At 71.8% G+C, this 24,680-nt stretch carries 21 protein-coding genes and 1 tRNA gene; 13 read left to right on the top strand and 9 right to left on the bottom strand.

Annotated features, from left to right (window positions below; genetic code table 11):
• Positions 1-149 precede the first annotated feature (149 nt).
• Positions 150-1,139 carry a DUF5926 family protein gene (locus ACFYTE_RS06285; protein WP_388705633.1) on the top strand — a complete coding sequence of 330 codons (990 nt, stop codon included), beginning with the start codon at positions 150-152 and terminating at the stop codon, positions 1,137-1,139.
• 237 nt (positions 1,140-1,376) lie between these two features.
• Here ACFYTE_RS06285 and ACFYTE_RS06280 read toward each other — a convergent pair whose 3' ends face one another.
• Both ACFYTE_RS06280 and ACFYTE_RS06275 read right to left on the bottom strand, forming a co-directional pair.
• Positions 1,377-1,970 carry a hypothetical protein gene (locus ACFYTE_RS06280; protein ID WP_388705630.1) on the bottom strand — a complete coding sequence of 198 codons (594 nt, stop codon included), beginning with the start codon at positions 1,968-1,970 and terminating at the stop codon, positions 1,377-1,379.
• Between the two features lie 55 nt (positions 1,971-2,025).
• Positions 2,026-2,691, bottom strand: a complete 666-nt coding sequence (locus ACFYTE_RS06275; protein ID WP_388705628.1) for a bifunctional DNA primase/polymerase — start codon at positions 2,689-2,691, stop codon at positions 2,026-2,028.
• Positions 2,692-3,303: 612 nt separating this feature from the next.
• Here ACFYTE_RS06275 and ACFYTE_RS06270 point away from each other — a divergent pair.
• Positions 3,304-4,722: a PP2C family protein-serine/threonine phosphatase gene (locus ACFYTE_RS06270; protein ID WP_388705625.1), complete on the top strand. Its 1,419-nt coding sequence runs from the start codon at positions 3,304-3,306 to the stop codon at positions 4,720-4,722.
• 363 nt (positions 4,723-5,085) lie between these two features.
• Positions 5,086-6,552 carry an aminopeptidase P family protein gene (locus ACFYTE_RS06265; protein ID WP_388705622.1) on the top strand — a complete coding sequence of 489 codons (1,467 nt, stop codon included), beginning with the start codon at positions 5,086-5,088 and terminating at the stop codon, positions 6,550-6,552.
• Positions 6,553-7,041: 489 nt separating this feature from the next.
• Here the strand turns inward: ACFYTE_RS06265 and ACFYTE_RS06260 are convergent, their stop codons facing one another.
• On the bottom strand, positions 7,042-7,485 hold the full coding sequence (locus tag ACFYTE_RS06260; protein ID WP_388705619.1) for an ATP-binding protein: 444 nt from the start codon (positions 7,483-7,485) through the stop codon (positions 7,042-7,044).
• 182 nt (positions 7,486-7,667) lie between these two features.
• Here ACFYTE_RS06260 and ACFYTE_RS06255 point away from each other — a divergent pair, with 182 nt between their 5' ends.
• The 9 genes from ACFYTE_RS06255 to ACFYTE_RS06215 all read left to right on the top strand — a co-directional run bounded on the left by ACFYTE_RS06255 (position 7,668) and on the right by ACFYTE_RS06215 (position 17,629).
• The gene (locus ACFYTE_RS06255) at positions 7,668-8,555 is read left to right on the top strand and encodes a hypothetical protein (protein WP_388705615.1); all 888 of its coding nucleotides are present in this window, start codon (positions 7,668-7,670) and stop codon (positions 8,553-8,555) included.
• 142 nt (positions 8,556-8,697) lie between these two features.
• A complete protein-coding gene (locus ACFYTE_RS06250; protein WP_388705613.1) occupies positions 8,698-9,447 on the top strand; it encodes a YcnI family protein in 750 nt (249 codons plus the stop codon).
• 90 nt (positions 9,448-9,537) lie between these two features.
• Positions 9,538-10,191: an SCO family protein gene (locus ACFYTE_RS06245; RefSeq protein WP_388705610.1), complete on the top strand. Its 654-nt coding sequence runs from the start codon at positions 9,538-9,540 to the stop codon at positions 10,189-10,191.
• Positions 10,188-10,664, top strand: coding sequence for a copper chaperone PCu(A)C (locus ACFYTE_RS06240; protein WP_388705608.1), 477 nt, complete (start codon positions 10,188-10,190; stop codon positions 10,662-10,664). Before ACFYTE_RS06245 ends, ACFYTE_RS06240 begins: the two co-directional genes overlap by 4 nt.
• A 13-nt stretch (positions 10,665-10,677) precedes the next feature.
• On the top strand, positions 10,678-12,675 hold the full coding sequence (locus ACFYTE_RS06235) for a copper resistance CopC/CopD family protein (protein ID WP_388705605.1): 1,998 nt from the start codon (positions 10,678-10,680) through the stop codon (positions 12,673-12,675).
• A gap of 8 nt (positions 12,676-12,683) precedes the next feature.
• The gene (efeB, locus tag ACFYTE_RS06230) at positions 12,684-13,967 is read left to right on the top strand and encodes an iron uptake transporter deferrochelatase/peroxidase subunit (protein ID WP_388705602.1); all 1,284 of its coding nucleotides are present in this window, start codon (positions 12,684-12,686) and stop codon (positions 13,965-13,967) included.
• Positions 13,968-14,069: 102 nt separating this feature from the next.
• The gene (gene pheA / locus ACFYTE_RS06225) at positions 14,070-15,002 is read left to right on the top strand and encodes a prephenate dehydratase (RefSeq protein ID WP_388705599.1); all 933 of its coding nucleotides are present in this window, start codon (positions 14,070-14,072) and stop codon (positions 15,000-15,002) included.
• Between the two features lie 549 nt (positions 15,003-15,551).
• Positions 15,552-16,829, top strand: a complete 1,278-nt coding sequence (gene serS / locus ACFYTE_RS06220) for a serine--tRNA ligase (RefSeq protein ID WP_388705596.1) — start codon at positions 15,552-15,554, stop codon at positions 16,827-16,829.
• Positions 16,826-17,629, top strand: a complete 804-nt coding sequence (locus ACFYTE_RS06215) for an HAD family hydrolase (protein WP_388705593.1) — start codon at positions 16,826-16,828, stop codon at positions 17,627-17,629. The genes serS and ACFYTE_RS06215 overlap by 4 nt, the downstream gene beginning before the upstream one ends.
• Before the next feature lie 583 nt (positions 17,630-18,212).
• Here the strand turns inward: ACFYTE_RS06215 and ACFYTE_RS06210 are convergent.
• From ACFYTE_RS06210 to ACFYTE_RS06185, 6 genes are all read right to left on the bottom strand, one after another.
• A tRNA-Ser gene (locus ACFYTE_RS06210) sits at positions 18,213-18,300 on the bottom strand.
• A gap of 284 nt (positions 18,301-18,584) precedes the next feature.
• Positions 18,585-18,830, bottom strand: a complete 246-nt coding sequence (locus ACFYTE_RS06205) for a hypothetical protein (RefSeq protein ID WP_388705590.1) — start codon at positions 18,828-18,830, stop codon at positions 18,585-18,587.
• Between the two features lie 79 nt (positions 18,831-18,909).
• Complete coding sequence (locus tag ACFYTE_RS06200) at positions 18,910-19,629, bottom strand: ABC transporter permease subunit (protein WP_388705588.1); 720 nt, start codon at positions 19,627-19,629, stop codon at positions 18,910-18,912.
• A 10-nt stretch (positions 19,630-19,639) separates the two neighbouring features.
• Positions 19,640-20,551 carry an ABC transporter ATP-binding protein gene (locus ACFYTE_RS06195; RefSeq protein WP_388705585.1) on the bottom strand — a complete coding sequence of 304 codons (912 nt, stop codon included), beginning with the start codon at positions 20,549-20,551 and terminating at the stop codon, positions 19,640-19,642.
• Entirely contained in the window at positions 20,548-21,456 is a 909-nt protein-coding gene (locus ACFYTE_RS06190; protein WP_388705583.1) for an ABC transporter permease, read from the bottom strand. The genes ACFYTE_RS06195 and ACFYTE_RS06190 overlap by 4 nt, the downstream gene beginning before the upstream one ends.
• The gene (locus ACFYTE_RS06185; RefSeq protein ID WP_388705941.1) at positions 21,446-22,411 is read right to left on the bottom strand and encodes an ABC transporter ATP-binding protein; all 966 of its coding nucleotides are present in this window, start codon (positions 22,409-22,411) and stop codon (positions 21,446-21,448) included. Before ACFYTE_RS06185 ends, ACFYTE_RS06190 begins: the two co-directional genes overlap by 11 nt.
• Before the next feature lie 305 nt (positions 22,412-22,716).
• Between ACFYTE_RS06185 and ACFYTE_RS06180 the strand changes: the two genes are divergently transcribed.
• A complete protein-coding gene (locus ACFYTE_RS06180) occupies positions 22,717-24,477 on the top strand; it encodes an SDR family oxidoreductase (protein WP_388705580.1) in 1,761 nt (586 codons plus the stop codon).
• Positions 24,478-24,680 lie beyond the last annotated feature (203 nt).

Raw genomic sequence — 24,680 nt, 5'->3', positions numbered from 1 at the left:
GTTCGCGGGGCCGGCGTTCGTTCGCAGGTTGTCGGCGGGAGCCATTGCGCCGGCCGGGTCGCCGCGTTGTCCACAGGTCCCGGTCGGTCGCGGCGCGAACGGCTAGGCTCCGCCCGTACGAGATGAGCCGTAACCGGGAGACACCCACCATGGCCAAAAAGCGACCCCAGACGAAGGCCAAGCGCCCGCAGACCCCGGGCGGAGTCGGCGCCGCAGGCGCTGACGGGCATGTTCCGGTTGTCGGCGCCCGCGAGCCCTGCCCCTGCGGCAGCGGCCGCCGCTACAAGGCATGCCACGGCCGGGCCGCCGCGCACGCCGCGACCGAGCTGGTGCAGCGTCCCTTCGAGGGCCTGCCCGGCGAGTGCGACTGGGTGGCGATGCGCGAGCTGGTGCCCGCGGCCACCGTCGAACTGCCCCTGAAGGACGGCCTGCCCGAGGGCGTCCCGTCGGTCACGCTGGCGACGGTGCTGCCGATGGCCTGGCCGGCCCTGCGCCGCGACGACGGCTCGGTGCTGCTCGGCCTGCAGAACGACACGGCATCCGGCGACATCAGCCGCGACCTCGCCGACACCCTCCAGCAGGCCCTCTCCGCCGAGCCGGGCACGCCCGTCCAGGGCCGCCGCGCTCCGGCCGAGGGGCCGCGATTGCAGGATCTCCTCGACCCCGAGGGCGCCTTCGAGCCAGTTGTGCACAGCGGCTTCGAGTTCTGGGTCCCGGACCCGGAGAACGCCACTCCGGACGTGGCCGCCTCCCTGGAGCGGGCCAACGCCGCGGCCGTGCCCACGGTGAAGCTGTCCGGCGTGGACGCGGCGTACTGGTGCCAGACCCCGGAGAAGAACCACCTGCGCTGGGTCATGCCGCACCCGGAGGAACGTCTTCTGGACGCTCTCACCCGGCTGCACGCGGCGGGCCGCTCAAGCCTCGGCGAGGGCACCCGCCTGGTCGGTTCCTTCCGCGCTCACGGCCTCACCGTGCCGGTCTGGGACCTGCCGAGCACCGTCTCGGCCGAAGACGTGGAGAAGCCGGCCGCCGAGTTCGCCGAGCGGCTCGCCGCCGCCCTGGCCACCGACGCACCGCTCACCGCCGACGAGCGTCGCGCACGCGGGGGCCTGACCAACCGGCAGGTCACCCTCAGCTGATGCCGGGTGCCACCCCGGTGTGCGGCCGGCCGGCCGCACACCGGTTCGCCGCATGAGGTGACTCCTGTCACAACTCCCCGTCGGGACAGGGAAATCGGTGTCCGAATAGCCAAGACCGAATTTGCGAACCGCCGATCTCTTGTTACCGTTCCAGTAGCCCGGTTGCTGGTGCATCCCCCGTCGCCAGCAACCGGGCCTTTCCATGTCCTGCCGCACGGTACGCGGCGCAGCCGTTCGTCAACTGCCTTCTGAGGGACCGGAGTTGCTGCCCGACCTGAGCAGCAGCGGCCCCTGGCCCCTGCGCTCCGAGAACTCGGTGACCGCGGTGTATCCGTCCAGCGCGCCCCGGGTGCGCTCCCGCGGTGTCTCGCAGGTGTCGGGCACGTCGTCGGCGCCCACCGAGCAGTGCATCCGCACGCTGCGGTCACCGGGCCCCATCAGGCTCAGCACGGAGTCCAGCGCCGCTCCGGTGGCGTTGCGGTAGTAGGTACGGGCCCAGGTGTCCGCGCCCTGGGTCAGGACACAGGTCTGCGCCTCGATGCCGTCGGGGGAGGAGAGTTCCGGGCCGCAGCGGGCGGCCGTGGCGAGGCCCAGACCGAGCAGCACCGGAGTCCGGCCGGGCGCGGCGGGTGAGTTCTTCTCGTCGTCACGCGCGTCGCGCGGTGCACGGTCGTACGAGGGCTCGTACGGCGAACCGTGGGCGGCCTCCTGCGGGGAACGGCGTACGGCCGCTCCGCCTGCGTCACCGACGGGGCCCGCGGAGGCCACGGCCAGCGGCAGCGCCAGCGCGCATGCCGCGATGCCCGCCAGGGCGAGCAGACGAACGTTCATGGGCGGACGATAACGAGCGGGCGCGGGCGCAGAGTGCCGCGCGCGCCCGACACCCCTACAACTCGGGCGCGCTCACACCCGTACGAGTGAGCGCGTCGACCACGGCATCGACCACGGCCTCCACGTCGGGCACCCAGGGCGCGGCCGAGCCGGGCAGTGGGGCGCGCTCCCAACGGATGGCGCCCTGGCCGGTCTCGGACGGGGGCAGGGCGAGGTAGCCGCCGTCGCCGTGGAAGCGGAGCGAGCCGGGGACGAAGTCCTTGGCGTAGAGCAGTTCGCCCAGTTGCTCCATGGAGTAGGGCTTCACGAGCAGCGCCCATCGGGTGGGCGCGGCGATCACCGGGCCGAGCCGCATGCCGCGGCGATCGAGGGCGTCGAGGGCGCGGGCCGCCGCGAGGGCCGGCAGGCTGACCGCGCAGGGCGCCTGCCCTCCGGTGGCGAGAACGATGGGCGCGCCGGGCCGGTTGGTCCACCACCAGCGCACCATGCGCGCGTCGGTGGTGGCCGCGAGGAGGCCGGGGTCGAAGGGGTGTGCACCGGGCACCGTGCACTCCGGGTCGGGGCACGCGCAGCGGGCCCGGCCCTGCGGGTCCGGTGCCACACCCGGGAGCACCGGCCACTGCCATTCCGCCGCGAAGGTCAGGGCCGCGCTGATCAGGTCAGACCCCCCGCCGTTCCGCCTGGACAGGAGCCTGCGTCGCCTTCCGAGGATCTCGCGCATGAGCGCTCGTTCCTTTCCGTTGCACCGCTGGCAACACCGTGGACCACATCACACCATGTGTCGATCACTTCACTGTGCGTACCTGTTGGCGCATCACACCCCTGCTCCGCGCAAGGGGGTCCCCAAGGGGTCGAGCGTTGGCCGTTTCCGCGTCCCTGCTGCGTCTATCAAAAGCACGGCCGCGGCGTGGGGGTGGCGAAGTCTGGCGCTTTGCCGTCACGCGTATTTCTCTTCGCCTCCGCCACGGGAGGATGGGGCACGGTCGTCGGTGGTTAAGACGCCCGGGTCCGTCGCCAGGTTCCGGGTGACCCCCAACCACCCCTGGCCTTCTCCGAGTACGTACCCATCACGACCGCTGTGACGCTCCGTGGAGCAAGGCCAGTCGACCGCAATGAACCGATACCCGAGGCAGTTTTAGGCCAACTTTGCCGTTGCGCAAGGGGTCCGGCGAAAACCCGCAACAGACCCATGGACACCAGGAATCCCAGCAGGACAATGCTGGACATCCCCTCACGAGTGCGTGTACATGTGGAGACATTGCCAGCGGCGCAGAATGACATGGGGGTTTGCGATGCTATGGAGCAATACGCACCGGTCTGAAGGCCGGACGCCATGAACGCCCCGCACCCTCCGAAAGTGGCCGGAATCGATTCAACACTCCCCACGCCAGCACACACTGTCGCGCCAGTCACCGCCGCCCCGGGCGCACCTCACGTGACGAAGACCTCCGTTCCCCACGCCCCGCCGCCCGGCGCCCTCCTCCAGGACCGGTTGGCCGGCTGGGTCTCGGACCTCACGACCCTTCACGAACTCACCGAACGCCTCGCCCGCACGGACTCGCTCGACCCCGCACTCCAGGAACTGCTGCGCGCCGGAGCCGCCCTCGTGGGCGCCCGGCGCGGTCTCGTCGTACTGGAACCGGACGACGGCCGCGGCCTCGGCAGGACGGTCGGCCTGGGCCTCGCCCGGTCCGATCTCGGCCACATGGAGACCGTGCCCCGCGGCGCCCTGCCCTACGGCAGGCTCCTCGACACGGCGGCCGGACTGCCCGGCGGCGCCGGTGAGATCGCCCACCCCGACCTGTTCGCCGAGGACGGCCTCGACCCCCGCCACCGTGAGGTGGCCGTACGCCTCGGCTACGCCGCCAGCTACGCCCTGCCCCTGTCCACCGCGGCCGCCGGCCGTCTGGGCGCGGCCGTCTGGTTCTACGACGAACCCGCCGAGCCGCACGAGCGGCAGCGCCATCTCGCCGGCCTGTACGTCCGCTACGCCACCGAACACCTCGCCCGGCTGCTGGAACTGGAGCACACGCGCGCGTGCATGGCCACCGTCGCCGAGGAGTTGCTCCCCTCCCGGCTGCCCCGGGTGGCCGGCGTCCAGCTCGCCGCCCGGCACAGCAGCGGCCCGCGCGGCGGCGGCGACTGGTACGACGCGCTGCCGCTGCCGGACGCCGCGCTCGGCCTCGCGGTCGGCTCGGTCACCGGCTCCGGTCCGAGCGCGGTCGCCGCGATGGGCCGGCTGCGCGCGTCCCTGCGGGCGTACGCCGTGATGGAGGGCGAGGACCCGGTCGCCGTCCTGTCCGACCTCGAACTGCTGCTGCGCCTGACCGAGCCCGCCCGCTCAGCCACCGCCCTGTTCGCCTACTGCGAACCGGCGCTGCGCAAGATCACCCTGGCCGGGGCCGGCCACAGCCCGCCGCTGCTGATCGGCGAGCGGCGCACCGAGTTCGCGGAGACCTCGGTTTCCGCGCCGCTGGGGATGCTCGCCTGCTGGGAGGCGCCGAGCGCGGAGATCCAGGCCGAGCCCGGAGAGACGGTTCTGCTCTACACCGACGGGCTGCTGCGGCGCACCGGCGACGCCATGGACCGCGCCTTCGCCCGGCTGCACGCGGCGGGTGCGGGGGCGCCGCGCGCGCTGCGCCGTGACCCCGGTGCGCTCGCGGACCACGTACTACGGGCCATGCTGCCGGACGGGCAGGGCGCCGTGGACAGCGAGGAGGACGTCGTGCTGCTGGCCGCGCGCTTCGACTGACCACCGGCGGAAGGCCGACCCGCCGCTCTTGACCACCGACGGAAGGCCGACCCGCCGCTTCAGCCGAACGCGCCCGCAGCCCGCCGCTTCAGCCGAACGTGGTCCCAGCCCACCGGTTCAGCCGAGCACCGCCGCGACCACCCCTTCAACCGGACGGGACCCCGGCCCACCGCTACCGCCGAACGTCGGCCTGGGGGGCGCTTCCGCCGGGTGGGCCCGTGCGAAGGTCGCATGACCGGGCATAACAGGTCGTCCGGCCCCGGGTCCGGCGCGGTACGACCGTACGATGATGAGGGTCCCCCTGCTCGGGCGGAGCCCAGAGCGCCGAGTGCTCGGGGGAGGATCCGTGCCGTATCGAGGAGGATGACCGTGGCCGACGAACTCAACCCGGAGACCCCGGAGACTGAGTCGGAGGAGCCGATCAAGCAGCGCAAGAACGGCCTGTACCCAGGCGTTTCCGATGAGCTCGCCGAGAGCATGAAGTCCGGCTGGGCCGACACGGAGCTGCACGACCTGAAGCCGATCGCGCAGGCGGAGCACACCGCGCGCCGCCGTGCCGCGCTGTCCGCCCGCTTCCCGGGCGAGCGACTGGTCGTCCCCGCGGGCAACCTGAAGGTGCGCTCGAACGACACGGACTACCCCTTCCGCGCCTCGGTCGAGTACGCCTACCTCACCGGCAACCAGACCGAGGACGGCGTGCTCGTCCTGGAGCCCACCGCCGACGGCCACCAGGAGACGATCTACCTCCTGCCCCGCTCCGACCGCGAGAACGGCGAGTTCTGGCTCTCCGGCCAGGGCGAGCTGTGGGTCGGCCGCCGCCACTCGCTCACCGAGTCCGAGGCGCTGTACGGGATGCCGGCCGCGGACGTGCGCGAACTGGCCGACACACTGCGCGAGGCCACCGGCCCGGTCCGCGTCGTACGCGGGTACGACGCCGGGATCGAAGCCGCCCTGACCGACAAGGTCACCGCCGAGCGCGACGAGGAACTGCGCGTCTTCCTCTCCGAGGCGCGGCTGACCAAGGACGACTTCGAGATCGGCGAGCTGCAGAAGGCCGTCGACTCCACCGTGCGCGGCTTCGAGGACGTCGTGAAGGTCCTCGACAAGGCCGAGGCGACCAGCGAACGCTACATCGAGGGCACGTTCTTCCTCCGCGCACGCGTGGAGGGCAACGACATCGGCTACGGCACCATCGCCGCCGCCGGCCCGCACGCCTGCACGCTGCACTGGGTCCGCAACAACGGCCCGGTACGCCCCGGCGACCTGCTCCTGCTCGACGCCGGCGTGGAGACGCACACGTACTACACCGCGGACGTCACACGCACGCTGCCGATCAACGGCCGCTTCTCCGAGATCCAGAAGCGGATCTACGACGCCGTGTACGACGCCCAGGAGGCCGGCATCGCGGCCGTCAAGCCGGGCGCCAAGTACCGCGACTTCCACGACGCCGCCCAGCACGTGCTCGCCGAGCGGCTCGTCGAGTGGGGCCTGATCGAGGGCCCGGTCGAGCGCGTCCTGGAGCTGGGGCTGCAGCGCCGCTGGACCCTGCACGGCACCGGTCACATGCTCGGCCTGGACGTTCATGACTGCGCCGCCGCACGCACCGAGACGTACGTGGACGGCGTCCTGGAACCCGGCGTGGTGCTCACCGTCGAACCGGGCCTGTACTTCCAGGCCGACGACCTGACCGTGCCGGAGGACTACCGCGGTATCGGCGTCCGCATCGAGGACGACATCCTCGTCACCGAGGACGGCAACCGGAACCTCAGCGCCGGTCTGCCACGTCGCTCCGACGAGGTCGAGGCCTGGATGGCCACACTGAAGGGCTGACGCCGTATCCGAAGGGCCGGGCACCGGCGGTGCTCGGCCGTGTCGGTTGCCGCCGGTCCCTGGCCGGTCGCGGTTCCCGCACCCGAACGGGGCGCGGAGCCGCGTGACGCGCGGCGCGGCGCGGCCCGGTCGGTGTACTCGGCGATCCGCCGGGCGGTCCCGGTGGCCCTCGTGCGCGTCGGCCGCCGCTGCCGGCGCGGTCGCGGCAGGCCCGGCACCCCCAGGGCGCCCCGTTGACCACCGCCGACCAGGCGCACCGAGTGCTCCGTGCACCGCCCGATCGCGCCGAGACCGCGGGCAGCCCTGGAGTCAGTGCGCCGGTGCGGCGGGCCGCGGCGGTCATCGCCGTGAGATCGGGCACCAGCGCCCTTGGCCGACCAGCACAGCAGGCGGTGGTCCCGGCGGTCAGCCGGGGCAGCGAGATCGTGCGGGTCGGGCAGGCCGGGCCTGGGGGTCGGCGTCGGCTGTCCGGTGGGCGCGAGCCGGTCGTCAGGCCGTGAGCAGGTTGGGATCCTTGGTCCACTTGAGCATCTTGTCGAAGCTCACCACCGTGCCGCCGCGCCCCGGCTTGTCGCCGATGTGCACGTGATCGGCGAGTTCCCGGATCAGGCACAGCCCGCGACCGTGCTCCGCGTCCACGCGCGCGGCGCGAACGACAGGGGGTCGCGCGAAGCCGGGACCGGAGTCGGTCACCTCGATGCGGCACTTCTCGCCGTCCAGGTAAGCGGTCACGCGGTACGCCTCCGAGGCGCCGCGCGCTCCGTCCCCACCGTGCTCGACGGCGTTCGCACAGGCCTCGCTCAGGGCGACGGACAGGTCGTAGGAGATGTCGGGGTCCACGCCCGCCGTCTCCATGGTCCCCATCAGCAACCGTCTGGCGAGGGGAACGCTCGCGGCTTCGCGGCGCAGATGGAGTGACCACCAGATGCTCATGCTCCAGCCTCCTGGCCGCGGCTCGACATACCGTTACGTATTGCCGCCCGCACGCCGGTGTAAGCACACCCGTGACGTGACGCCGCCCATACGGCGGATGCGTTCCGACAGGAATCGGTGTATGGGGGACTTTCGGACCTGCCGTGGGACACGCAGGGTTCCAGTGGGATGATGAGCCCGCCATGTCTGCCCCCCACCCGCGCACGGCGCGCTCCGGAGACCAGCTCCGGATCCTGCGGGCCGCGGTCTTCGCCGCGGCCTGCGTCGTGCTGGCCGCGGCCGGGCACGCGCTGGCCTCCTGCGCCTCCGTTCCGCTGTGGACGCTGGGTGCCGGCTTCCTGGCCTCCATGGTGCTCGTGGCGCCGCTCGCCGGCCGGGAACGCTCGCTGCCGGGCATCGCCGCGCTGCTGGCGGTCGGTCAGACCGCCCTGCACGTGCTGTTCGGGCTGGGTCAGCACGGTACGGCCGCGGTGGCGTCCGGCGCGGTGTCGGCGGGTTCGGCAGGGTCGACGGCGTCCATGGGCTCGATGGCGTCGATGGGCCCGATGGGCGGGATGAGCGACGCCACGCTGGTCGAACAGGCCGCGCGGCTCGTGTGCGGCGCCGGTGCGGCGGCGATCACCCCGGCCCACGCCTACCGGATCCTGGCCGACGCCCAGGTGATCAACGGTTCGGGCCCGAACGCCGTGCACCACGCGGTCGCCCCCACTGGTCCCGCCGGTCCCGCCGGTCCCGCCGCCGACGCGCTGCTGCCGTCGCTGCCGATGCTGCTCGGCCATGTCCTCGCGGCGGTCGCCGTCGGCTGGCTGCTGCGTCGCGGCGACGTGGCGCTGCTGCGTCTGATGGAACTGTCGGCGCACGGAGTCGCCGAGGCGGCGCTCGTACGTTCCCTGCGCGGGGCGCTCGCGCTGACCCGCGCGCTGCGGGGCGGCTTGTGGACCGAACCGGGCCCGGCCCCGCGTCACCGGCGCACGCGGGACCAAGCGCCCGCCCCGCACACGACCGCACTCCAGCACACGGTGGTCCGACGCGGTCCCCCGGCCGTCGGCGCAGTCGTCCTCGCCGCCTGACGCGACGGACCGCCGCTCCGCCCGGAACCCGGTAGGAGAGGAGAGGCCGGCCGCCGTCGTGCGGCACGCGCGCGTGCACAGCGCGCGCCCCTCTTCCTGACCGGAACCACCGGAACTCACTCGGAGTGGAGTGTTGTCTGCCATGAAGGCTTCTCGTATCGCCGCCGCCACCGTCGTCGCCGGCTCGGCCGTCCTCGCCCTGTCCGCCCCCGCCTTCGCACACGTGTCCGTGCAGCCGGAGGGCACAGCGGCCAAGGGCGGCTACGCCGTCGTCGACTTCAAGGTCCCCAACGAGCGCGACAACGCCTCGACCACCAAGCTGGAGATCAACCTCCCCGCCGACCACCCGCTGGCCTCGGTGATGCCGCAGCCCGTCGACGGCTGGGACGTGAAGGTCACCAGGTCCACGCTGGACAAGCCGCTCGAATCGCACGGCGAGAAGATCAGCGAGGCCGTCACCAAGGTCACCTGGACCGCCGACGGCAAGGGCATCGAGCCGGGCTACTTCCAGAAGTTCCCGCTGTCCATCGGCGCCCTGCCCGAGGACACCGACCAGCTCGTGTTCAAGGCGATCCAGACGTACTCCAACAAGGAGGTCGTGCGCTGGATCGAGGTGCCGCAGGAGGGCCAGGCCGAACCGGACAACCCGGCCCCGGTCCTCGCGCTGTCGGCCGCAGCCGAGGACGGGCACTCCTCCTCGGGCACCGACGCCGCCTCGGACAAGGCGGACACCGCGGGCAAGGCCGAGAACGCCGCCGCCGACACCAAGGCCGCGGACTCCTCCGGCGGCAGTGACACCACCGCACGCGTGCTCGGCATCGTCGGCATCGTCGTCGGCGTGGCGGGCGTCGGGTACGGCGTGGCCGCCGGGCGTCGGCGGACCACCGCCTGAGCCTGTTCACCAGCGGCGGGCACGGGGGTCGGGCGACCCCGGCACGACCCCCCGTGCCCGCCGGAGTTCTCACATCTGGGACATTTTTCTATGCGCAAGAAGACGTTCGCCGCGGCCGCACTGCTCGCCGCCGCCACCCTGACCCTCTCCGCCTGCGGCAGCGGGGACGACGGCACATCGCCGATCGCCGTGGTCTCCGAGGAGTCCGGCTCGGCCAGGGCCGTGACCATCCTCGACAAGCCGTTCGAGAAGCCCGACCTGGTCCTCACCGACACGCACGGCAAGAAGTACGACCTGCGCGCGGAGACCGAGGGCAAACCCACGCTGGTCTACTTCGGCTACACACACTGCCCCGACGTCTGCCCGCTGACGATGAACAACATCGCGGTCGCCAAGAAGGCGCTGCCGAAGGCGGAACAGGACGAGCTGCGGGTGGTGTTCGTCACCACCGACCCGGACCGTGACACCCCCGCCGAGCTGGGCAAGTGGCTCAACGGCATCGACTCCCAGTTCATCGGCCTGACCGGCGACTTCCCCACCATCCAGGCCGGTGCCCGCTCCCTCGGCATCTCCATCGAGCCGACGACCAAGGACAAGAACGGCAAGCTGGTCTCCGTCCACGGCACCCAGGTCGTCGCGTTCTCGCCGAGGACCGACGGGGGCTATCTGCTCTACGGCGAGGACGCCACGGTCGACGACTACACCAAGGACCTCCCCGAGATCGTCAAGGGGGACAAACCGTGAGGCGCCTCGCCGTGCCCGCCGCCGCGCTCGCGGCCGCGCTGGCCCTCACCGGCTGCGGCGGTTCCGACGACGCGAAGGGCGAGGCGAAGGGCGGCTCGGCGGCGGACCTATCGGTCGGCTCCTCCTACATGCCGCAGCCGGTCTCCGCCGACATGGCGGCCGGGTTCCTGACGATAGTGAACAAGGGTGGTACGAAAGACGAGTTGACCTCGGCCAGCAGCGATGTGGCCGAGCGGGTCACCCTGCACTCCACCACCGGCGGGTCCATGCAGGAGGCCGCCTCCTTCGCGGTCCCGGCCCACGGTCGACTCGTGTTCAACAGCGGCGGCAACCATCTGATGTTCGAGAGCCTGAAGCGCAAGCCGGAGCAGGGCGACACGATCACGCTCCGGCTGAACTTCGCCGAATCCGGCCCCCTCACCGTCGAGATGCCGGTGAAGTCGGCCACGTACAACCCGTCGACCGGACACTGAGGAGGGACCACCCTTGACGCGGACCATCACCCCCCGCCTGCGGACCCTGGTGCTGCTGTTCCTCGCCGTCACCGGCGCGCTGCTCGCCGGCGCCGGTCCGGCCTCCGCGCACGCCGCGCTGACCGGCAGCGACCCCGCACAGGGGGTGGTGGTCGACAAGGCGCCGGACCAGGTGTCGCTCACCTTCTCCGAGCAGGTGTCGATGAGCAGCGGCTCACTGCGGGTCCTGGACCCCAAGGGCAAGCGGGTCGACTCCGGCGAGCCGTCCAACGTGAGCGGTACGACGTACTCGGTGCGGCTCGTCGCCGGCCTGGCCGACGGCACGTACACCGTCGCCTACCAGGTCGTCTCCGCCGACAGCCATCCCGTCGCCGGTGCCTACACATTCTCCGTCGGCGCCCCCTCCAAGACCACGGTCTCGGTGTCCGGCGAGGCGGTGGGCGGCGGGGTCGTCGGCTGGCTCTACGGGTTCGGCCGCTATGTGTCGTACGCGGGCTTCATCGTGCTGGTGGGCGGGGCCACCTTCGTCCTGGCCTGCTGGCAGCGCGGCTCCGGGGTGCGGGCGGTGCAGCGGCTGGTCGTCGGCGGCTGGGTCGCGCTGACCGCGGCCACGCTCTGGCTGCTGCTCCTGCGCGGCTCCTACACCGGCTCCGGGGCGTTCGGCGACATCTTCGACCTGGATCTGCTCGGTCAGGTGCTGCAGACCAAGACCGGGGCCGCGCTGGTCTCCCGGCTGCTGCTGCTCGCCGCCGCCGCGCTGTTCATCGCCGTCCTCTTCGGCGCCTATGAGAGGCGGGAAGACGCGGAGAAGCGCGATCTGACCTTCGGGCTCGCGGTCGGCGGATCCGTGGTGGCCGCCGGGCTCGCGGCGAGCTGGGCCATGGCCGAACACGCCTCGACCGGTCTGCAGCCGGGCATCGCCATGCCGGTCGACGTGCTGCACCTGGTGGCGGTCGCCACCTGGCTGGGCGGCCTGGTCGCCCTCCTCGTCTCGCTGTACCGGGCGCCCGAAGAGACACCGGTCGGCGCCGCCGCCGTGCGCCGCTTCTCGGCCGTCGCCTTCGGATCCGTGCTTACGCTGGTCGCCACCGGCATCTACCAGTCCTGGCGGCAGCTCGGCACCTGGTCGGCGTTCACCAACACCCGGTACGGGCAGCTGCTGCTCGTCAAGATCGGTCTTGTGGTGCTGCTGGTCGGCATCGCATGGATCTCCCGGCGGTGGACGGCCCGGCTCACGGACGCGGCCGGTTCGAAGTCCGGGGCGGCCCGGTCCAGGACGGCGCGCCAGGAGAAGGAACAGCCGAAGAAGGAGCGCTCCGGGAAGGATCGCTCCGGTAAGGACCGCGTCACGGAGCCGGCCGAGGCCCCCGCGTCCGCCGGGTCCGTGCGGTCCGCCTCCGGCGAGTCCGCGGGCGGTGCCGGCGGCAGCAAGCGCGCCACCCAGCTGGCCCGGCAGCGGGCCGCCGTGGACACCGCCCGGCAGAAACGGCTGCGGGACGCCGACCCGAGCCGGTTCGGCCTGCGCCGCTCGGTGCTCGCGGAGGCGGGCGTCGCCGTCGTTCTGCTCGCCGTCACCACCGCGCTGACGCAGACCGAACCGGGCCGCACCGAAGTGGAGGCGCAGGCCGCCCAGTCGTCGTCCGCGTCGTCCTCGGCGTCGGACCCGTCCGGGGCGCTGACCCTGGACATGCCCTTCGACACGGGCGGCAAGGACGGCAAGGGCCTCGTGCGGATCGATCTCGACCCCGCGCGCGTGGGCGGCAACGAGCTGCATGTCTATGTGCAGCGGCCCAACGGCCGGGCCTTCGACATCCCCGAGGTCAAGATCGCCTTCACCCTCGACGCGAAGAAGATCGGGCCGCTTCCCGTCACACCCGACCACATCACCACCGGGCACTGGTCCGCGAGCGGAGTGCAGATCCCCATGGCCGGCGACTGGAAGATCGCCGTGACCGTACGGACCTCCGACATCGACCAGACGACCGTCTCCAAGAACGCGCAGATCGGCTGAACCGCACCATGGCTGACCAGACCACGCACTCCGAAGTCACCGCCCCCGAGGAACCCGCCGCGGAACGCGACGGCACCGGGGCGGGGATGTCCCGGCGGAAGCTGCTCGGCACCGCCGGCGCCACCGGTGTGGTGCTCGGCGCGGCGGGCGCGGCCGTGGGCTACACGGCCGCGCCCGCCCAGGCCACGCCGCTGACCTCGCTGGGCGCCGGCCGGGCGATGTTTCACGGGAAACATCAGCCCGGCATCACCGAGGGCCTTCAGGCCCGCGGCCACCTCATCGCCTTCGATCTGGCGGCGGGCGCGGGCCCCCGGGAGGCTGCGGCCCTGCTGCGCCGCTGGTCGGCGACGGCCGAACGGCTGATGGCGGGCGAGCCGGCCGCGCATGAGGACACCGATGTGGCCCGCGATGCCGGCCCGTCCTCGCTGACGATCACCTTCGGCTTCGGGCACGACTTCTTCACCCGCACCGGCCTGGAGAAGCAGCGCCCGGCCGGCCTCGATCCGCTGCCCGACTTCTCCTCCGACCGGCTCGACAAAGCGCGCAGCAACGGCGACCTGTGGGTGCAGATCGGCGCCGACGACGCCCTGGTGGCCTTCCACGCCCTGCGCGCGATCCAGAAGGACGCCGGCGCCGCGGCCCGTGTGCGCTGGCAGATGAACGGCTTCAACCGCAGCCCCGGCGCGACCGCCCACCCGATGACGGCCCGCAATCTGATGGGCCAGGTCGACGGCACCCGCAATCCCAAGCCGGCGGACGCGGACTTCGACGAGCGGATCTTCGTGCCCGCGTCGGGCGAGCCCGCCTGGATGGCGAACGGCTCGTACGCCGTCGTACGCCGTATCCGCATGCTCCTCGACGACTGGGAGAAGCTGACGGTCGCCGCCCAAGAGGGCGTCATAGGACGCCGCAAGTCCGACGGGGCACCGCTGTCCGGGGGCACCGAGACCACCGACATGGACCTGGAGCGGGCCGACGACCAGGGCACCTACATCGTCCCCGTCAATGCGCACGCCCGTATCACCCGGCCCGACCAGAACGGGGGCGCGGCGATGCTCCGGCGCCCGTTCTCGTACCACGACGGACTCGCCCCGGACGGGACGCCGGACGCGGGGCTGCTGTTCATCTGCTGGCAGGCGGACCCGCTGCGCGGCTTCGTGCCGGTGCAGCGCAAGCTGGACCGGGGCGACGCCCTGTCGAAGTTCATCCGGCACGAGGCGAGCGGCCTGTTCGCCGTCCCGGGCGGGGCGGCGCGGGGGGAGTACGTGGGGCAGCGGCTGCTGGAGGGCTGAGGCCCCGGGGGCATGAGGCCCCGGCTGGCCTCGGTTCACTCCCTGGAGGGGCTGTGGTGAGACGCGTGGGCCGGGTCCGCCTGCGCCCATTAGGGTGAGGTCATGCCAGCCAGCTATGCGTATCTGGGTCCCGAGGGCACCTTCACCGAGGTCGCCCTGCGCACGCTTCCGGAGGCGGCCACCCGGGAGCTGATCCCGTACGTGTCCGTGCAGTCCGCACTGGACGCGGTGCGCACCGGTGAGGCCGAGGCCGCGTTCGTGCCCATCGAGAACTCGGTCGAGGGCGGCATCACCACCACCCTGGACGAGCTGGTCGCGGGCACCCCGTTGATGATCTACCGCGAGGTGCTGCTGTCGATCACCTTCGCACTGCTGGTGCGGCCCGGCACCCAGCTGTCGGACATCAAGACGGTCACCGCCCACCCGGCCGCCCAGCCGCAGGTCCGCAACTGGCTCAGGGCCAACCTGCCGGACGTCACCTGGGAGTCGGCCGCGTCGAACGCGGACGGCGCCCGGCTGGTCCAGGAGGGCCGGTACGACGCCGCCTTCGCGGGCGAGTTCGCCGCCGCCCGGTACGGCCTCGTCCCGCTGGAGACCGGGATCCACGACGCGGAGAACGCGCAGACGCGGTTCGTGCTGGTCGGCCGGCCCGCCCGGCCCGCCGCTCCGACCGGCGCGGACAAGACCTCCGTCGTGCTGTGGCAGCGCGACGACCACCCGGGCGGACTGCGCGACCTCCTCGGCGAGTTCGCCACCCGCGGCATCAACCTCATGCTGCTCCAGTCCCGGCCCACCGGTGCCGGCATCGGCAACTACTGCTTCTGCGTGGACGCCGAGGGGCACATCTCCGACCGCCGGATGGCGGAGGCCCTGATGGGGCTGAAGCGGATCTGTCTTCAGGTGCGGTACCTCGGCTCGTACCCGCGGGCGGACGTCGGGCCGGACGGGGTGCGGCCCACACCGCCCGGTACGTCGGACGCGGAGTTCGTGTCAGCGGCCGACTGGGTGGCGCGATGCCAGGACGGTCGTTTCTAGCCAGTCCTACCTGCATATCTTCGTTATCCACAGGGGTTATCCACAGGCACTCTTCTCGACCTGGGGACAAGTCGACAAGAGGGAGCCGACCGGTCGACAAATCGCCCTGGCGGCCCGGACGGGGCCACCGTCACGCCGGTCACCCTTCGTTCACCCGTTTCTCATGGTTCACCTTCAGGAGCAGCCTGTTTCCGCCCGTAAGTGAGTGTCGCCCCGGTTTGCACGGGGAATTCTCCGGCTCCAGCAGGGGTTCCGGAGTGATCAATTCCGAAATCCACAGTTCTTCCACACAGCCTGTGGATAACTCTCGCCGGAGTGTGGATTCCTGTGGACAACCGAGTGCCCAAGTCCCGCTCTTCACAAGGGATTCGAGTCAACCCGGCGCCTTACGCCTGCCTCGTCCCGGGGAGTGAGACGGTCACCATTGACACACATCGCCACGCATCGCCACAGCTCGCAATTGCCGCATAACGGAACGTAGGTCGCGATTCCGAACGCGCCGGAATAGTGATTCGTGGGCGGCAACCCCGCACCGGTAGCCTTGAGCGCGTGATTGACCTTCGCCTGCTCCGTGAGGACCCCGACCGTGTGCGCGCGTCCCAGCGCGCCCGTGGAGAGGACGTCGCGCTCGTCGACTCCCTCCTGTCCGCCGACGAGCGGCGCAGGTCGTCCGGCGTCCGCTTCGACGAGCTGCGCGCCGAGCAGAAGCAGCTCGGCAAGCTCATCCCCAAGGCCTCCGGCGACGAGAAGGGCGAACTGCTCAAGCGCGCCGAACAGCTCAAGGCCGACGTCAAGGCCGCCGACGCGGAGCGCGACGCGGCCGACGCCGAGACCCAGGAACTGCTCGTCCGGCTCGGCAACCTCGTCCACCCCGATGTGCCCGTCGGCGGCGAGGAGGACTTCGTCACGCTGGAGACGCACGGCACGGTCCGCGACTTCGACGCCGAGGGCTTCAAGCCCAAGGACCACCTGGAACTGGGCCAGCTGCTCGGCGCGATCGACGTCGAGCGTGGCGCCAAGGTCTCCGGTTCGCGCTTCTACTTCCTCACCGGCGTCGGCGCCCTGCTGGAGCTGGCCCTGGTGAACGCGGCGATGGCCCAGGCCACGGCGGCCGGTTTCACGCCGATGCTGACCCCGGCGCTGGTCCGGCCGCAGTCCATGGCCGGCACCGGCTTCCTCGGCCAGGCGGCACAGGACGTCTACCACCTCGACAAGGACGACCTGTACCTGGTGGGCACCTCCGAGGTGGCGCTGGCGGCGTACCACATGGACGAGATCCTGGACGCCGGCCGGCTGCCGCTGCGTTACGCGGGCTTCTCGCCCTGCTTCCGCCGTGAGGCCGGCTCGCACGGCAAGGACACCCGGGGCATCTTCCGGGTGCACCAGTTCGACAAGGTCGAGATGTTCTCCTACGTCGCCCCCGAGGACTCGCAGGAGGAGCACCGGCGGCTGCTGGAGTGGGAAAAGCAGTGGCTGACCTCGCTTGAGCTGCCGTACCGCGTCATCGACGTCGCCTCCGGTGACCTCGGCGCCTCGGCCTCCCGCAAGTTCGACTGCGAGGCGTGGATCCCCACCCAGGGCAAGTACCGCGAGCTGACCTCGACCTCGGACTGCACCGAGTTCCAGTCCCGCCGGCTGGCCATCCGGGTCCGGGACGGCAAGCAGGTCAAGCCGCTCGCCACGCTCAACGGCACGCTGTGCGCCGTGCCGCGCACCATCGTGGCGATACTGGAGAACCACCAGCAGGCCGACGGTTCCGTGCGTGTTCCCGAGGTGCTGCGCCCGTACCTGGGCGGCCGGGAGGTCCTGGAGCCGGTGGCCAAGTGACCTCCGCTTTCCCCTACGCACTCGTCGCCACCGACCTCGACGGCACACTGCTGCGCGACGACGGATCGGTTTCGCGGCGCACTCGTGACGCGCTCGCCGCGGCCACCGCGGCGGGCGCCGCACACATCGTCGTCACGGGCCGCGCGGTCCCCTGGACCCGGCATGTCCTCGACGACCTCGGCTATCAGGGCCTCGCGGTGTGCGGGCAGGGCGCGCAGGTGTACGACGCCGGTGAGCACCGCCTGCTGACGTCCGTGACCCTGGACCGTCAGCTGGCGGCGGTGGCCCTGGCCAAGATCGAGGCCGAGGTCGGCCCGCTGTTCCTGGCGGCGAGCCGGGCCGGCCTGGACGGCGAGGTGCTCGTCGGCCCCGGGTACGCGCTCACCGGGGCGTTGCCGGCGACGCCGTTCACGGATGCGGCCGATCTGTGGGCCGCCCCGCTGAACAAGATCTATGTGCAGCACCCGGAGCTGTCGGACGACGAGTTGGCCGAGGCGGCGCGGGGCGCCGCGGGCGGCTTCGTCACGGTCGCGATGGCCGGCGAGGGCATCGTCGAGCTGCTGCCGCTGGGCCTGTCCAAGGCGACGGGGCTCTCCCTGGCGGCCCGCCGGCTCGGTCTGAAGGCGGCCGACACGATCGCCTTCGGCGACATGCCCAACGACATCCCGATGTTCGGCTGGGCGGCCCACGGGGTGGCGATGGCCAACGCCCACGAGGAACTGAAGGCCGTGGCTGACGAGATGACGACCTCGAACGAGGAGGACGGCATCGCCCGGGTCCTGGAACACCTCCTCCCCTGAACCACCCGCCCCCTCCTCAGGCCAAGCAGGGCGACACACAGACGAGGCGACAGAGACGGGCCGCCGCCGTCCGATGGCAGCGGCCGACACACGGGGACGGCGTGAGCCAGCGGCTTACGAGGCGCCGGAACGCAATGCCGCGGGCCCTCGGCAGCGGTTGCCCGCGGCACCTGCGGCAGCCGACCGACCACGGGTCAGCAGTGCGCGGTGGCCGTCCACGCGAGCACGGTGCGTCTTGATCGGAACCGACACCGCCAGCGACACCGACGCCCTCCATCACACCGCAGGCAGGACCAACCCGGCCGAGGGCGAGCCGGGCGCCGCCCCCGGCCATCCCGACGAACCAAGCGCCCCCGCGCCGCCGCGCGAGCCGTCGGCTACCGCCGCACCGCAGACACCCGGCCTCCACGCCCGACGGGAGCCGTACCCGGGGGCGGCATGCTCCCCCGGTGGTCTGGTGATCGTGATGGTTGCGGACGGTGGCGGTTCCGCGAGGGGCCGTCGGCCTCGGGCCGGGCCGCCGGGGCCTTCTAACCCCATCCCGGGCCAAGAAGCCCGGCCAAGTCGCAGTGACAACGTCTCGCGGAGGATGCACGGATCGAACGTGCGCGGGCTTTCCAGGCCCGACCACGGCTTAGCAAGCCGGTGCCTTACCACTCGGCCAATCCTCCGGGTGGGCGGCCCACGCGAGAGCGACATCGCGTGCTCGAAGCGGCCGCCCCGGGCAGCTCCCCGTGCGGGGCGGGCTCATACGGAGTGGGTAGTCACTCCGGAGCCCGCCGCGGGCTGCCCTGTCGGAAACCAGGCGAACTGTCGTGCATGGACATCACCCGGCTCCTCTCCCAGAACGCGGCGCCGGGTCCCTCCCGGCGGTGCGGGCACAACCACTGTGCCGGGCTCCCGAATCGGACGCCACCGAATTAACCGGCCGCCGCCGCGCCGGACGAGCGCACGGCTACCAACGGCGCCACCTGCGCCGCCGGGCCTTGCTGAAGAACCATCCCGTCGGCGGATCGTCCGACCGCCACGGCTGGGGCTCGGGCTCCTGCGAGCGCCAGCGGGCCGCGAGCATACGGGCCCGCGCGGACGGCTCGGAGCGGTCGGCGGCCCGTATGAAGTCGTCGTCCAGGACGACCCCGTCCCACGCCTCGTCCCCGGACCGCCCGCCCCCGTCGTCCTGCGGCGCCTCGTCAGAAGCCATCCCCGTGCCTCCCAGCCGTGCATCCCCTTTGTCACAGTGTGCCGGGGCCGAGGTGAAGCCCCCGTCAAGAAGGCGGCGCCTACTCCTCGCCGGCCAGCGTCAGCGAGCGCAGCTTCTGCCCGGCGTACCAGGTGGCCAGCACGGTGACCGCCACCAGCAGCACCGTGGCCGTGGTCAGACCCAAGTCCGAGGTGACCAGGTCTCCGCCCGCGACCTTGTGGGCCACGGCCAGCGACCACTGCTGGACGCTGAGGGTGCGCGCGCCGGGCACCAGGGAGCCGAACAGCGCCTCCCAGACGAGCGCGTAGACGAGCCCGAAGACCACCGCATGCCGGGAGACCGTACCGAGGAGGAGGAAGAGCGCCGCGTACGCGATCGAGGCGACCAGCGCGGCCACCGTGTAGGCGACGGCGATCTGCTGCCCGTTGCCGTTCAGGATCAGGCCCGCGATCAGTGTCGGCACCGCGGAGAACACCATGGTCACCGCGATCGCCACGATCAGCTTGGTGAAGATGATCGCCGACCGCTTGATCGGCTTGGACAGCAGATACACCACGGAGCCGTCGTCGATCTCCGGACCGATCGCTCCGGTGCCCGCGATGACGCCGATGATCGGCACCATGGTGGCGAGCGCGAAGCCGCCCAGCACGTCCGCGGCCGTCTGGTCGTCGGCTCCGGCGAGGGCCCGCACGGCCAGCGAGATCACGATCAGCAGCAGCGGCAGCGCGCCGAGGATGAGGGCCCGGCGGCGGCCGAGCAGGGCCCGGTAGGTGAGCCGGGCGACTGTGGGGTCGTACATCATTGGCCTCCTACGCCGCGACCAGGTACGAGAAGACGGACTCCAGGGACTCGTCGGACGGCGAGACCGTGAGCAGCCGGATGCCGTGGTCGCGGGCGACCTTCGGCAGCAGGGTGGTGAAGCGGCCGAAGTCGACGGCCTGGATGCGCAGCGCGCCCTCGGTGACGTCGACCTCGATGCCGGCCGTCGACGGGTCGGCGATCAGCGCCGCCGCGAGGGCCCGGTCGTCGCTGGAGCGCACCAGGTAGCGGTGCGGGCGGTCGGTCATCAGGCGGCGGATCCGGCGGAAGTCGCCGCTCGCCGCGTGCCGTCCGGCGACGACGACCTCGATGTGCCAGGCCAGTTGCTCGACCTCTTCGAGGATGTGCGAGGAGAACAGCACCGTGCGGCCCTCGTCGCCCATGCGCCGCAGCAGTTCCATGAGCTGCATGCGCTGGCGCGGGTCCATGCCGTTGAACGGCTCGTCGAGCAGCAGCAGCGACGGCTCGTGGACCAGCGCGGAGGCCATCTTCACCCGCTGGCGCATGCCCTTGGAGTACGTGGAGATCTTCCGGTCCTGCGCGTACTCCATCTCGACCGTGGCCAGGGCGCGGCTCGCGGCCTTGTCGCCCAGGCCGTGCAACTCGGCGTTGGCGACGACGAATTCACGGCCGGTGAGGAAGTCGTACATCGCCTCGCGCTCGGGGACGATGCCGATGTGCCGGTAGATCCCCTCGTTGCGCCACACCGGCTGTCCGTCGAGGGTGACCGAACCGGTGGAGGGGGCGAGGAAGCCGCCCATCATGTTGATGAGGGTGGACTTTCCGGCGCCGTTGGGGCCGAGCAGGCCGGTGACGCCGGGACCGATGGTCATGGTGATGTCGTTGACGGCGACCACGTTGCCGAACCAGCGGGAGACGTGGTCGATGGAGAGCGTGGTCACAGTCCCACCTTCTGGTAGCGGCGCACGAGGAGGCCGTAGGCGGCGGCGATCAGGCCCAGCGCGACGAGCACGTGGACCACGCCTTCGCCGCTGGACGGGCCGACCCCGCCCGGGAAGGCGGAGGTGGCTCCCAGGAAGGCGGACTGCACGCCGTCGACGAGGGTGATCGGCGAGAACAGTCCGATCCAGGGGATCGCGCCGGTGCTGCCCTGCGCGTCGGCGATGGCCTGGAGGGTGGAGACCGCGCCGTAGGAGATGGTCAGCACGGCGATCACGGCGGCGATGCCGAAGCCGCGGCGCGGGGTGATGGCCGCGATGACCAGTCCGATGCCGGCGAACAGCAGCGAGAGCAGTGCCACGGAGACCAGCCCCTGTGCGTATTCCTTCGTCTGGTGGGCGAACCCGAGCTTGGCCAGCAGCGCGCCCACGTAGAGCACGGTGAGCGGGGCCGCGGTCAGGATGAACAGCGCAGAGGCCAGCGCCGCGTACTTCGCGCGGACGTAGTCGGCGGTCTCGATCGGCCGCGAGAAGTACAGCGGCACGGTCTTGAAGCGCAGGTCCCGGGACACGGACTGGGGTGCCTGCGAGGCGACGTACAGGCTGATGACCGCCTGCATGACGATCGCGTACCGCGTGTAGTCCAGCGGCAGGTCCTTCGCCTTGGTGGCGACGGCGACCGCGACCATGATGGCGGCGGGCACGCACATCACCACGAACAGCAGCATCGGCAGCACCTTGGACTTCACCGAGCGGCCGAGGCCGTAGGCGCCGCGCAGGGACTGCGAGTACAGGGAGCGGCGGGCGTAGGACCGGCCCAGACGGGGGCCGTCGTAGGTGCGGTAGCCGATGTTGTGGATGCGGGTCTGGTCACCCGAGGGCGCGGCCGCAGGGTGCTCAACTGCCATGGCCGACCGCCTCCTTCCGCTGCTCTTCGCCGTCCCGGAACACCTCCGAGATGTGGTGCCTGCGCTGCTCCATGCGCACCAGGCCGAGGCCGAGGTCGGCGACGACGTCGCGGACCAGGTCGTAGGTGTCCTCGCCGGACGCGGTGAGCAGCAGGATGTGTCCGGCGCCGGGCAGGCCGCCGCCCTCGTCCTGGATGTCCACCCCGCGCGCGTGGAGCGCGTCGCGCACCGCACGGGTGCCGTCGGGGTGGGTGTCGCTGTCGGTGACCTCGATCGCGAGGGTGGTGGTGCTCTGCGTGAAGTCCCGGGTGGAGCTGGAGCGCAGGAGCTTGCCGCCGTCGACCACGACGACGTGGTCGCAGGTGCGTTCCAGTTCGCCCAGCAGGTGAGAGGTGACCAGGACCGAGATGCCGAAGTCCGTGTGGACGCGGCGGATCAGGCCGAGCATCTCGTCGCGGCCGACCGGGTCGAGGCCGTTGGTCGGCTCGTCGAGGAAGACCAGCTGCGGATCGTGGACCAGGGCCTGGGCGAGCTTCACCCGCTGCTTCATGCCGGTCGAGTAGCCGCCGATGGGGCGGTAGCGCTCCTCGTACAGGCCGACGTGGCGCAGGGTGTCCGCGGTGCGCTCGCGCGCGGCGGCCGGCGGGAGTCCGGACATGCGCGCCATGTGGACGACGAACTCGGTGGCCGAGACGTCGGGCGGCAGGCAGTCGTGCTCCGGCATGTACCCGACCCGCTCGCGGATGGCCGCGCCCTCCGTGGCGACGTCGAGGCCGAGCACCTCGGCGCGGCCCTCGGTGGCGGGGGAGAGACCCAGCAGGATCTTGATCAGTGTGGACTTGCCGGCCCCGTTGGCGCCCACGAGACCCGTCACACCGGGTCCCACGTCCACGGAGAGCCGGTCAAGAGCGGTCACCCGGGGGAACCGCTTGCTCAGGCTTTCGGTCGCGATCACAGTCACGCCTCGACAGTAGTGACGCGGACCACGGCGGTCGTCAGACCGGAGAGCCGTCTTGAGGTCAGTCTGGAGTAGGACGGGTCCTTAGGGGATGCCCGTCCTGAGAGCTACGCAGAGTTATCCACAGCCCGCCGCCCTCCTGTTGACGCCGACTCTAACGACTGTCACATTCACCAGTGTCACGTTACGGGCGAGTATCGCGACCGGCGACCGGGGTACCCGGAGTCCAGACACGGCCGGGAGCACGGGAAAGGCGCGAGCCGGTTCGAGCGCGGGGGACTGCGGTGCTGGGCGGAGGACAGGTGACGGTGCTGGAGGGCGCGCGGGAGCGCTGGGTGCGCACGGGCGGGGTCGAGCTGTGCGTGGCGGAGCTGGGCGACCCGGACCAGCCGACGGTGGTGCTGGTGCACGGCTACCCGGACAGCAAGGAGGTCTGGTCCGAGGTCGCCGCCCGGCTCGCCGACCGCTTCCACGTGGTGCTGTACGACGTGCGCGGCCACGGCCGCTCGACGGCCCCGCGGCCGCTGCGGGATGGCTTCACCCTGGCCAAGCTCACCGACGACTTCCTGGCCGTCGTGGACGCGGTCAGCCCCGGCCGTCCGGTGCATCTGGTGGGGCACGACTGGGGATCGGTGCAGTCCTGGGAGTTCGTCACGGTCCGGCGCACCGAAGGCCGTATCGCGTCCTTCACCTCGATGTCCGGCCCGTCCCTCGACCACTTCGGACACTGGATCAACGCGCGCGTGAAGCGGCCCACGCCCCGCCGGGTGGGCCAACTCCTCAGCCAGGGCGCCAAGTCCTGGTACGTCTACCTGCTGCACACGCCCGTCCTGCCCGAATTGGCCTGGCGCGGCCCGCTCGGCAGGCGCTGGCCGAAGATCCTGGAGCGCGCCGAGCGGCTCCCCGGCGGCGACTATCCGACCACGTCCCTGCCCACGGACGCCGCGCACGGCGCCTGGCTGTACCGGGACAACGTGCGCTCCCGGCTGCGCCGTCCGCGCCCGGACGCGTACGCGCACGCGCCCGTGCAGCTCATCACGCCCCTGGGGGACGCGTTCCTGTCCGAGAATCTCTACGACGATCTGGAGCGGTGGGCTCCGCAGTCGACCCGTCACACGCTCCCGGCCAAGCACTGGATCCCGCGTACCCGCCCCGACCAACTGACTGCCTGGATCAGCGAGTTCGTCACCGGGATCGAGGACGGACGCCCGCGGCCGGCGCGGCCCACCGGCCGGTACGCGGACCGTTTCGGCGGGCAGTTGGTGCTGGTCACCGGCGCGGGCAGCGGCATCGGGCGGGCGACGGCGTTCGCGTTCGCGGAGTCCGGCGCGCGCGTGGTGGCCGTCGACCGGGACACGGAGTCCGCCGCCCGCACCGCCGAGTGGGCCCGGCTGCTCGGCGCCCCGGCCGCCTGGGCGGAGACCACCGACGTCTCCGACGAGCAGGCCATGGAGAAGCTCGCCGAGAAGGTCACCACCGAGTACGGCGTGGTGGACGTGCTGGTCAACAACGCCGGCATCGGCCTGTCGGGATCGTTCTTCGACACCACGCCGGACGACTGGCGCACGGTCCTGGACGTCAACCTGTGGGGTGTCATCCATGGTTGCCGCCTGTTCGGCGGGCGGATGGCCGCGCGCGGCCAGGGCGGCCACATCGTCAACGTCGCCTCGGCGTCGGCCTATCAGCCCTCCCGGGCACTGCCCGCCTACAGCACCTCCAAGGCGGCGGTGCTCATGCTCAGCGAGTGCCTGCGCGCCGAACTCGCGGACCAAGGCATCGGGGTGACCGCGATATGCCCCGGGTTCGTCAACACCGACATCACCTCCACGGCACGCTTCACCGGCGTGGACGACGCGGAGCAGCGCCGCCTGCGGCAGCGCACGGCACGGCTGTACGGGCTGCGCAACTACCCGCCGGAGAAGGTGGCCGCGGCGATCCTGCGGTCGGTGGTGCGCAACGAGGCGGTGGTCCCGGTCACTCCGGAGGCACGCGGTATGCGTCTCATATCCCGTTTCGCACCTGGGGTGTTGCGCCGGATCGCCCGGGTGGTGCCGAGAGTGTGAGGTCGGTGACGGACGGCCTCGCACCGAGTCCACTCTCCGAGATCGCTTGCCGGATCGTGGAGTTGCGGGTCCGGATGGGGCATATCACCGCCCGCATCCTGGAGTTCACGACCAAGCAGGTCCTCGCCCGGTACCTGGGGGATCCACCGCACCCCAGGCAAGGGATGGCGGGCGGAGCCGGTCTCGCCGGTGCGCAGGCGCGG

The sequence above is a fragment of the Streptomyces sp. NPDC004629 genome (genome assembly GCF_042873595.1).
GTDB lineage: Bacteria > Actinomycetota > Actinomycetes > Streptomycetales > Streptomycetaceae > Streptomyces.
Note: the sequence above shows the minus strand (reverse complement) of the source record. Positions and strands in the feature narration are given on the sequence as shown.

Coding starts and splice junctions, on each gene's coding strand:
- ACFYTE_RS06200 (WP_388705588.1), bottom strand. CDS start 19,629: ATGTACGACCCCACAGTCGCCCGGCTCACCTACCGGGCCCTGCTCGGC.
- ACFYTE_RS06280 (WP_388705630.1), bottom strand. CDS start 1,970: ATGAACGTTCGTCTGCTCGCCCTGGCGGGCATCGCGGCATGCGCGCTG.
- ACFYTE_RS06250 (WP_388705613.1), top strand. CDS start 8,698: ATGAAGGCTTCTCGTATCGCCGCCGCCACCGTCGTCGCCGGCTCGGCC.
- ACFYTE_RS06190 (WP_388705583.1), bottom strand. CDS start 21,456: ATGGCAGTTGAGCACCCTGCGGCCGCGCCCTCGGGTGACCAGACCCGC.
- ACFYTE_RS06205 (WP_388705590.1), bottom strand. CDS start 18,830: ATGGCTTCTGACGAGGCGCCGCAGGACGACGGGGGCGGGCGGTCCGGG.
- pheA (WP_388705599.1), top strand. CDS start 14,070: ATGCCAGCCAGCTATGCGTATCTGGGTCCCGAGGGCACCTTCACCGAG.
- ACFYTE_RS06270 (WP_388705625.1), top strand. CDS start 3,304: ATGAACGCCCCGCACCCTCCGAAAGTGGCCGGAATCGATTCAACACTC.
- efeB (WP_388705602.1), top strand. CDS start 12,684: ATGGCTGACCAGACCACGCACTCCGAAGTCACCGCCCCCGAGGAACCC.
- ACFYTE_RS06285 (WP_388705633.1), top strand. CDS start 150: ATGGCCAAAAAGCGACCCCAGACGAAGGCCAAGCGCCCGCAGACCCCG.
- ACFYTE_RS06245 (WP_388705610.1), top strand. CDS start 9,538: ATGCGCAAGAAGACGTTCGCCGCGGCCGCACTGCTCGCCGCCGCCACC.
- ACFYTE_RS06255 (WP_388705615.1), top strand. CDS start 7,668: ATGTCTGCCCCCCACCCGCGCACGGCGCGCTCCGGAGACCAGCTCCGG.
- ACFYTE_RS06265 (WP_388705622.1), top strand. CDS start 5,086: ATGACCGTGGCCGACGAACTCAACCCGGAGACCCCGGAGACTGAGTCG.
- ACFYTE_RS06275 (WP_388705628.1), bottom strand. CDS start 2,691: ATGCGCGAGATCCTCGGAAGGCGACGCAGGCTCCTGTCCAGGCGGAAC.
- ACFYTE_RS06260 (WP_388705619.1), bottom strand. CDS start 7,485: ATGAGCATCTGGTGGTCACTCCATCTGCGCCGCGAAGCCGCGAGCGTT.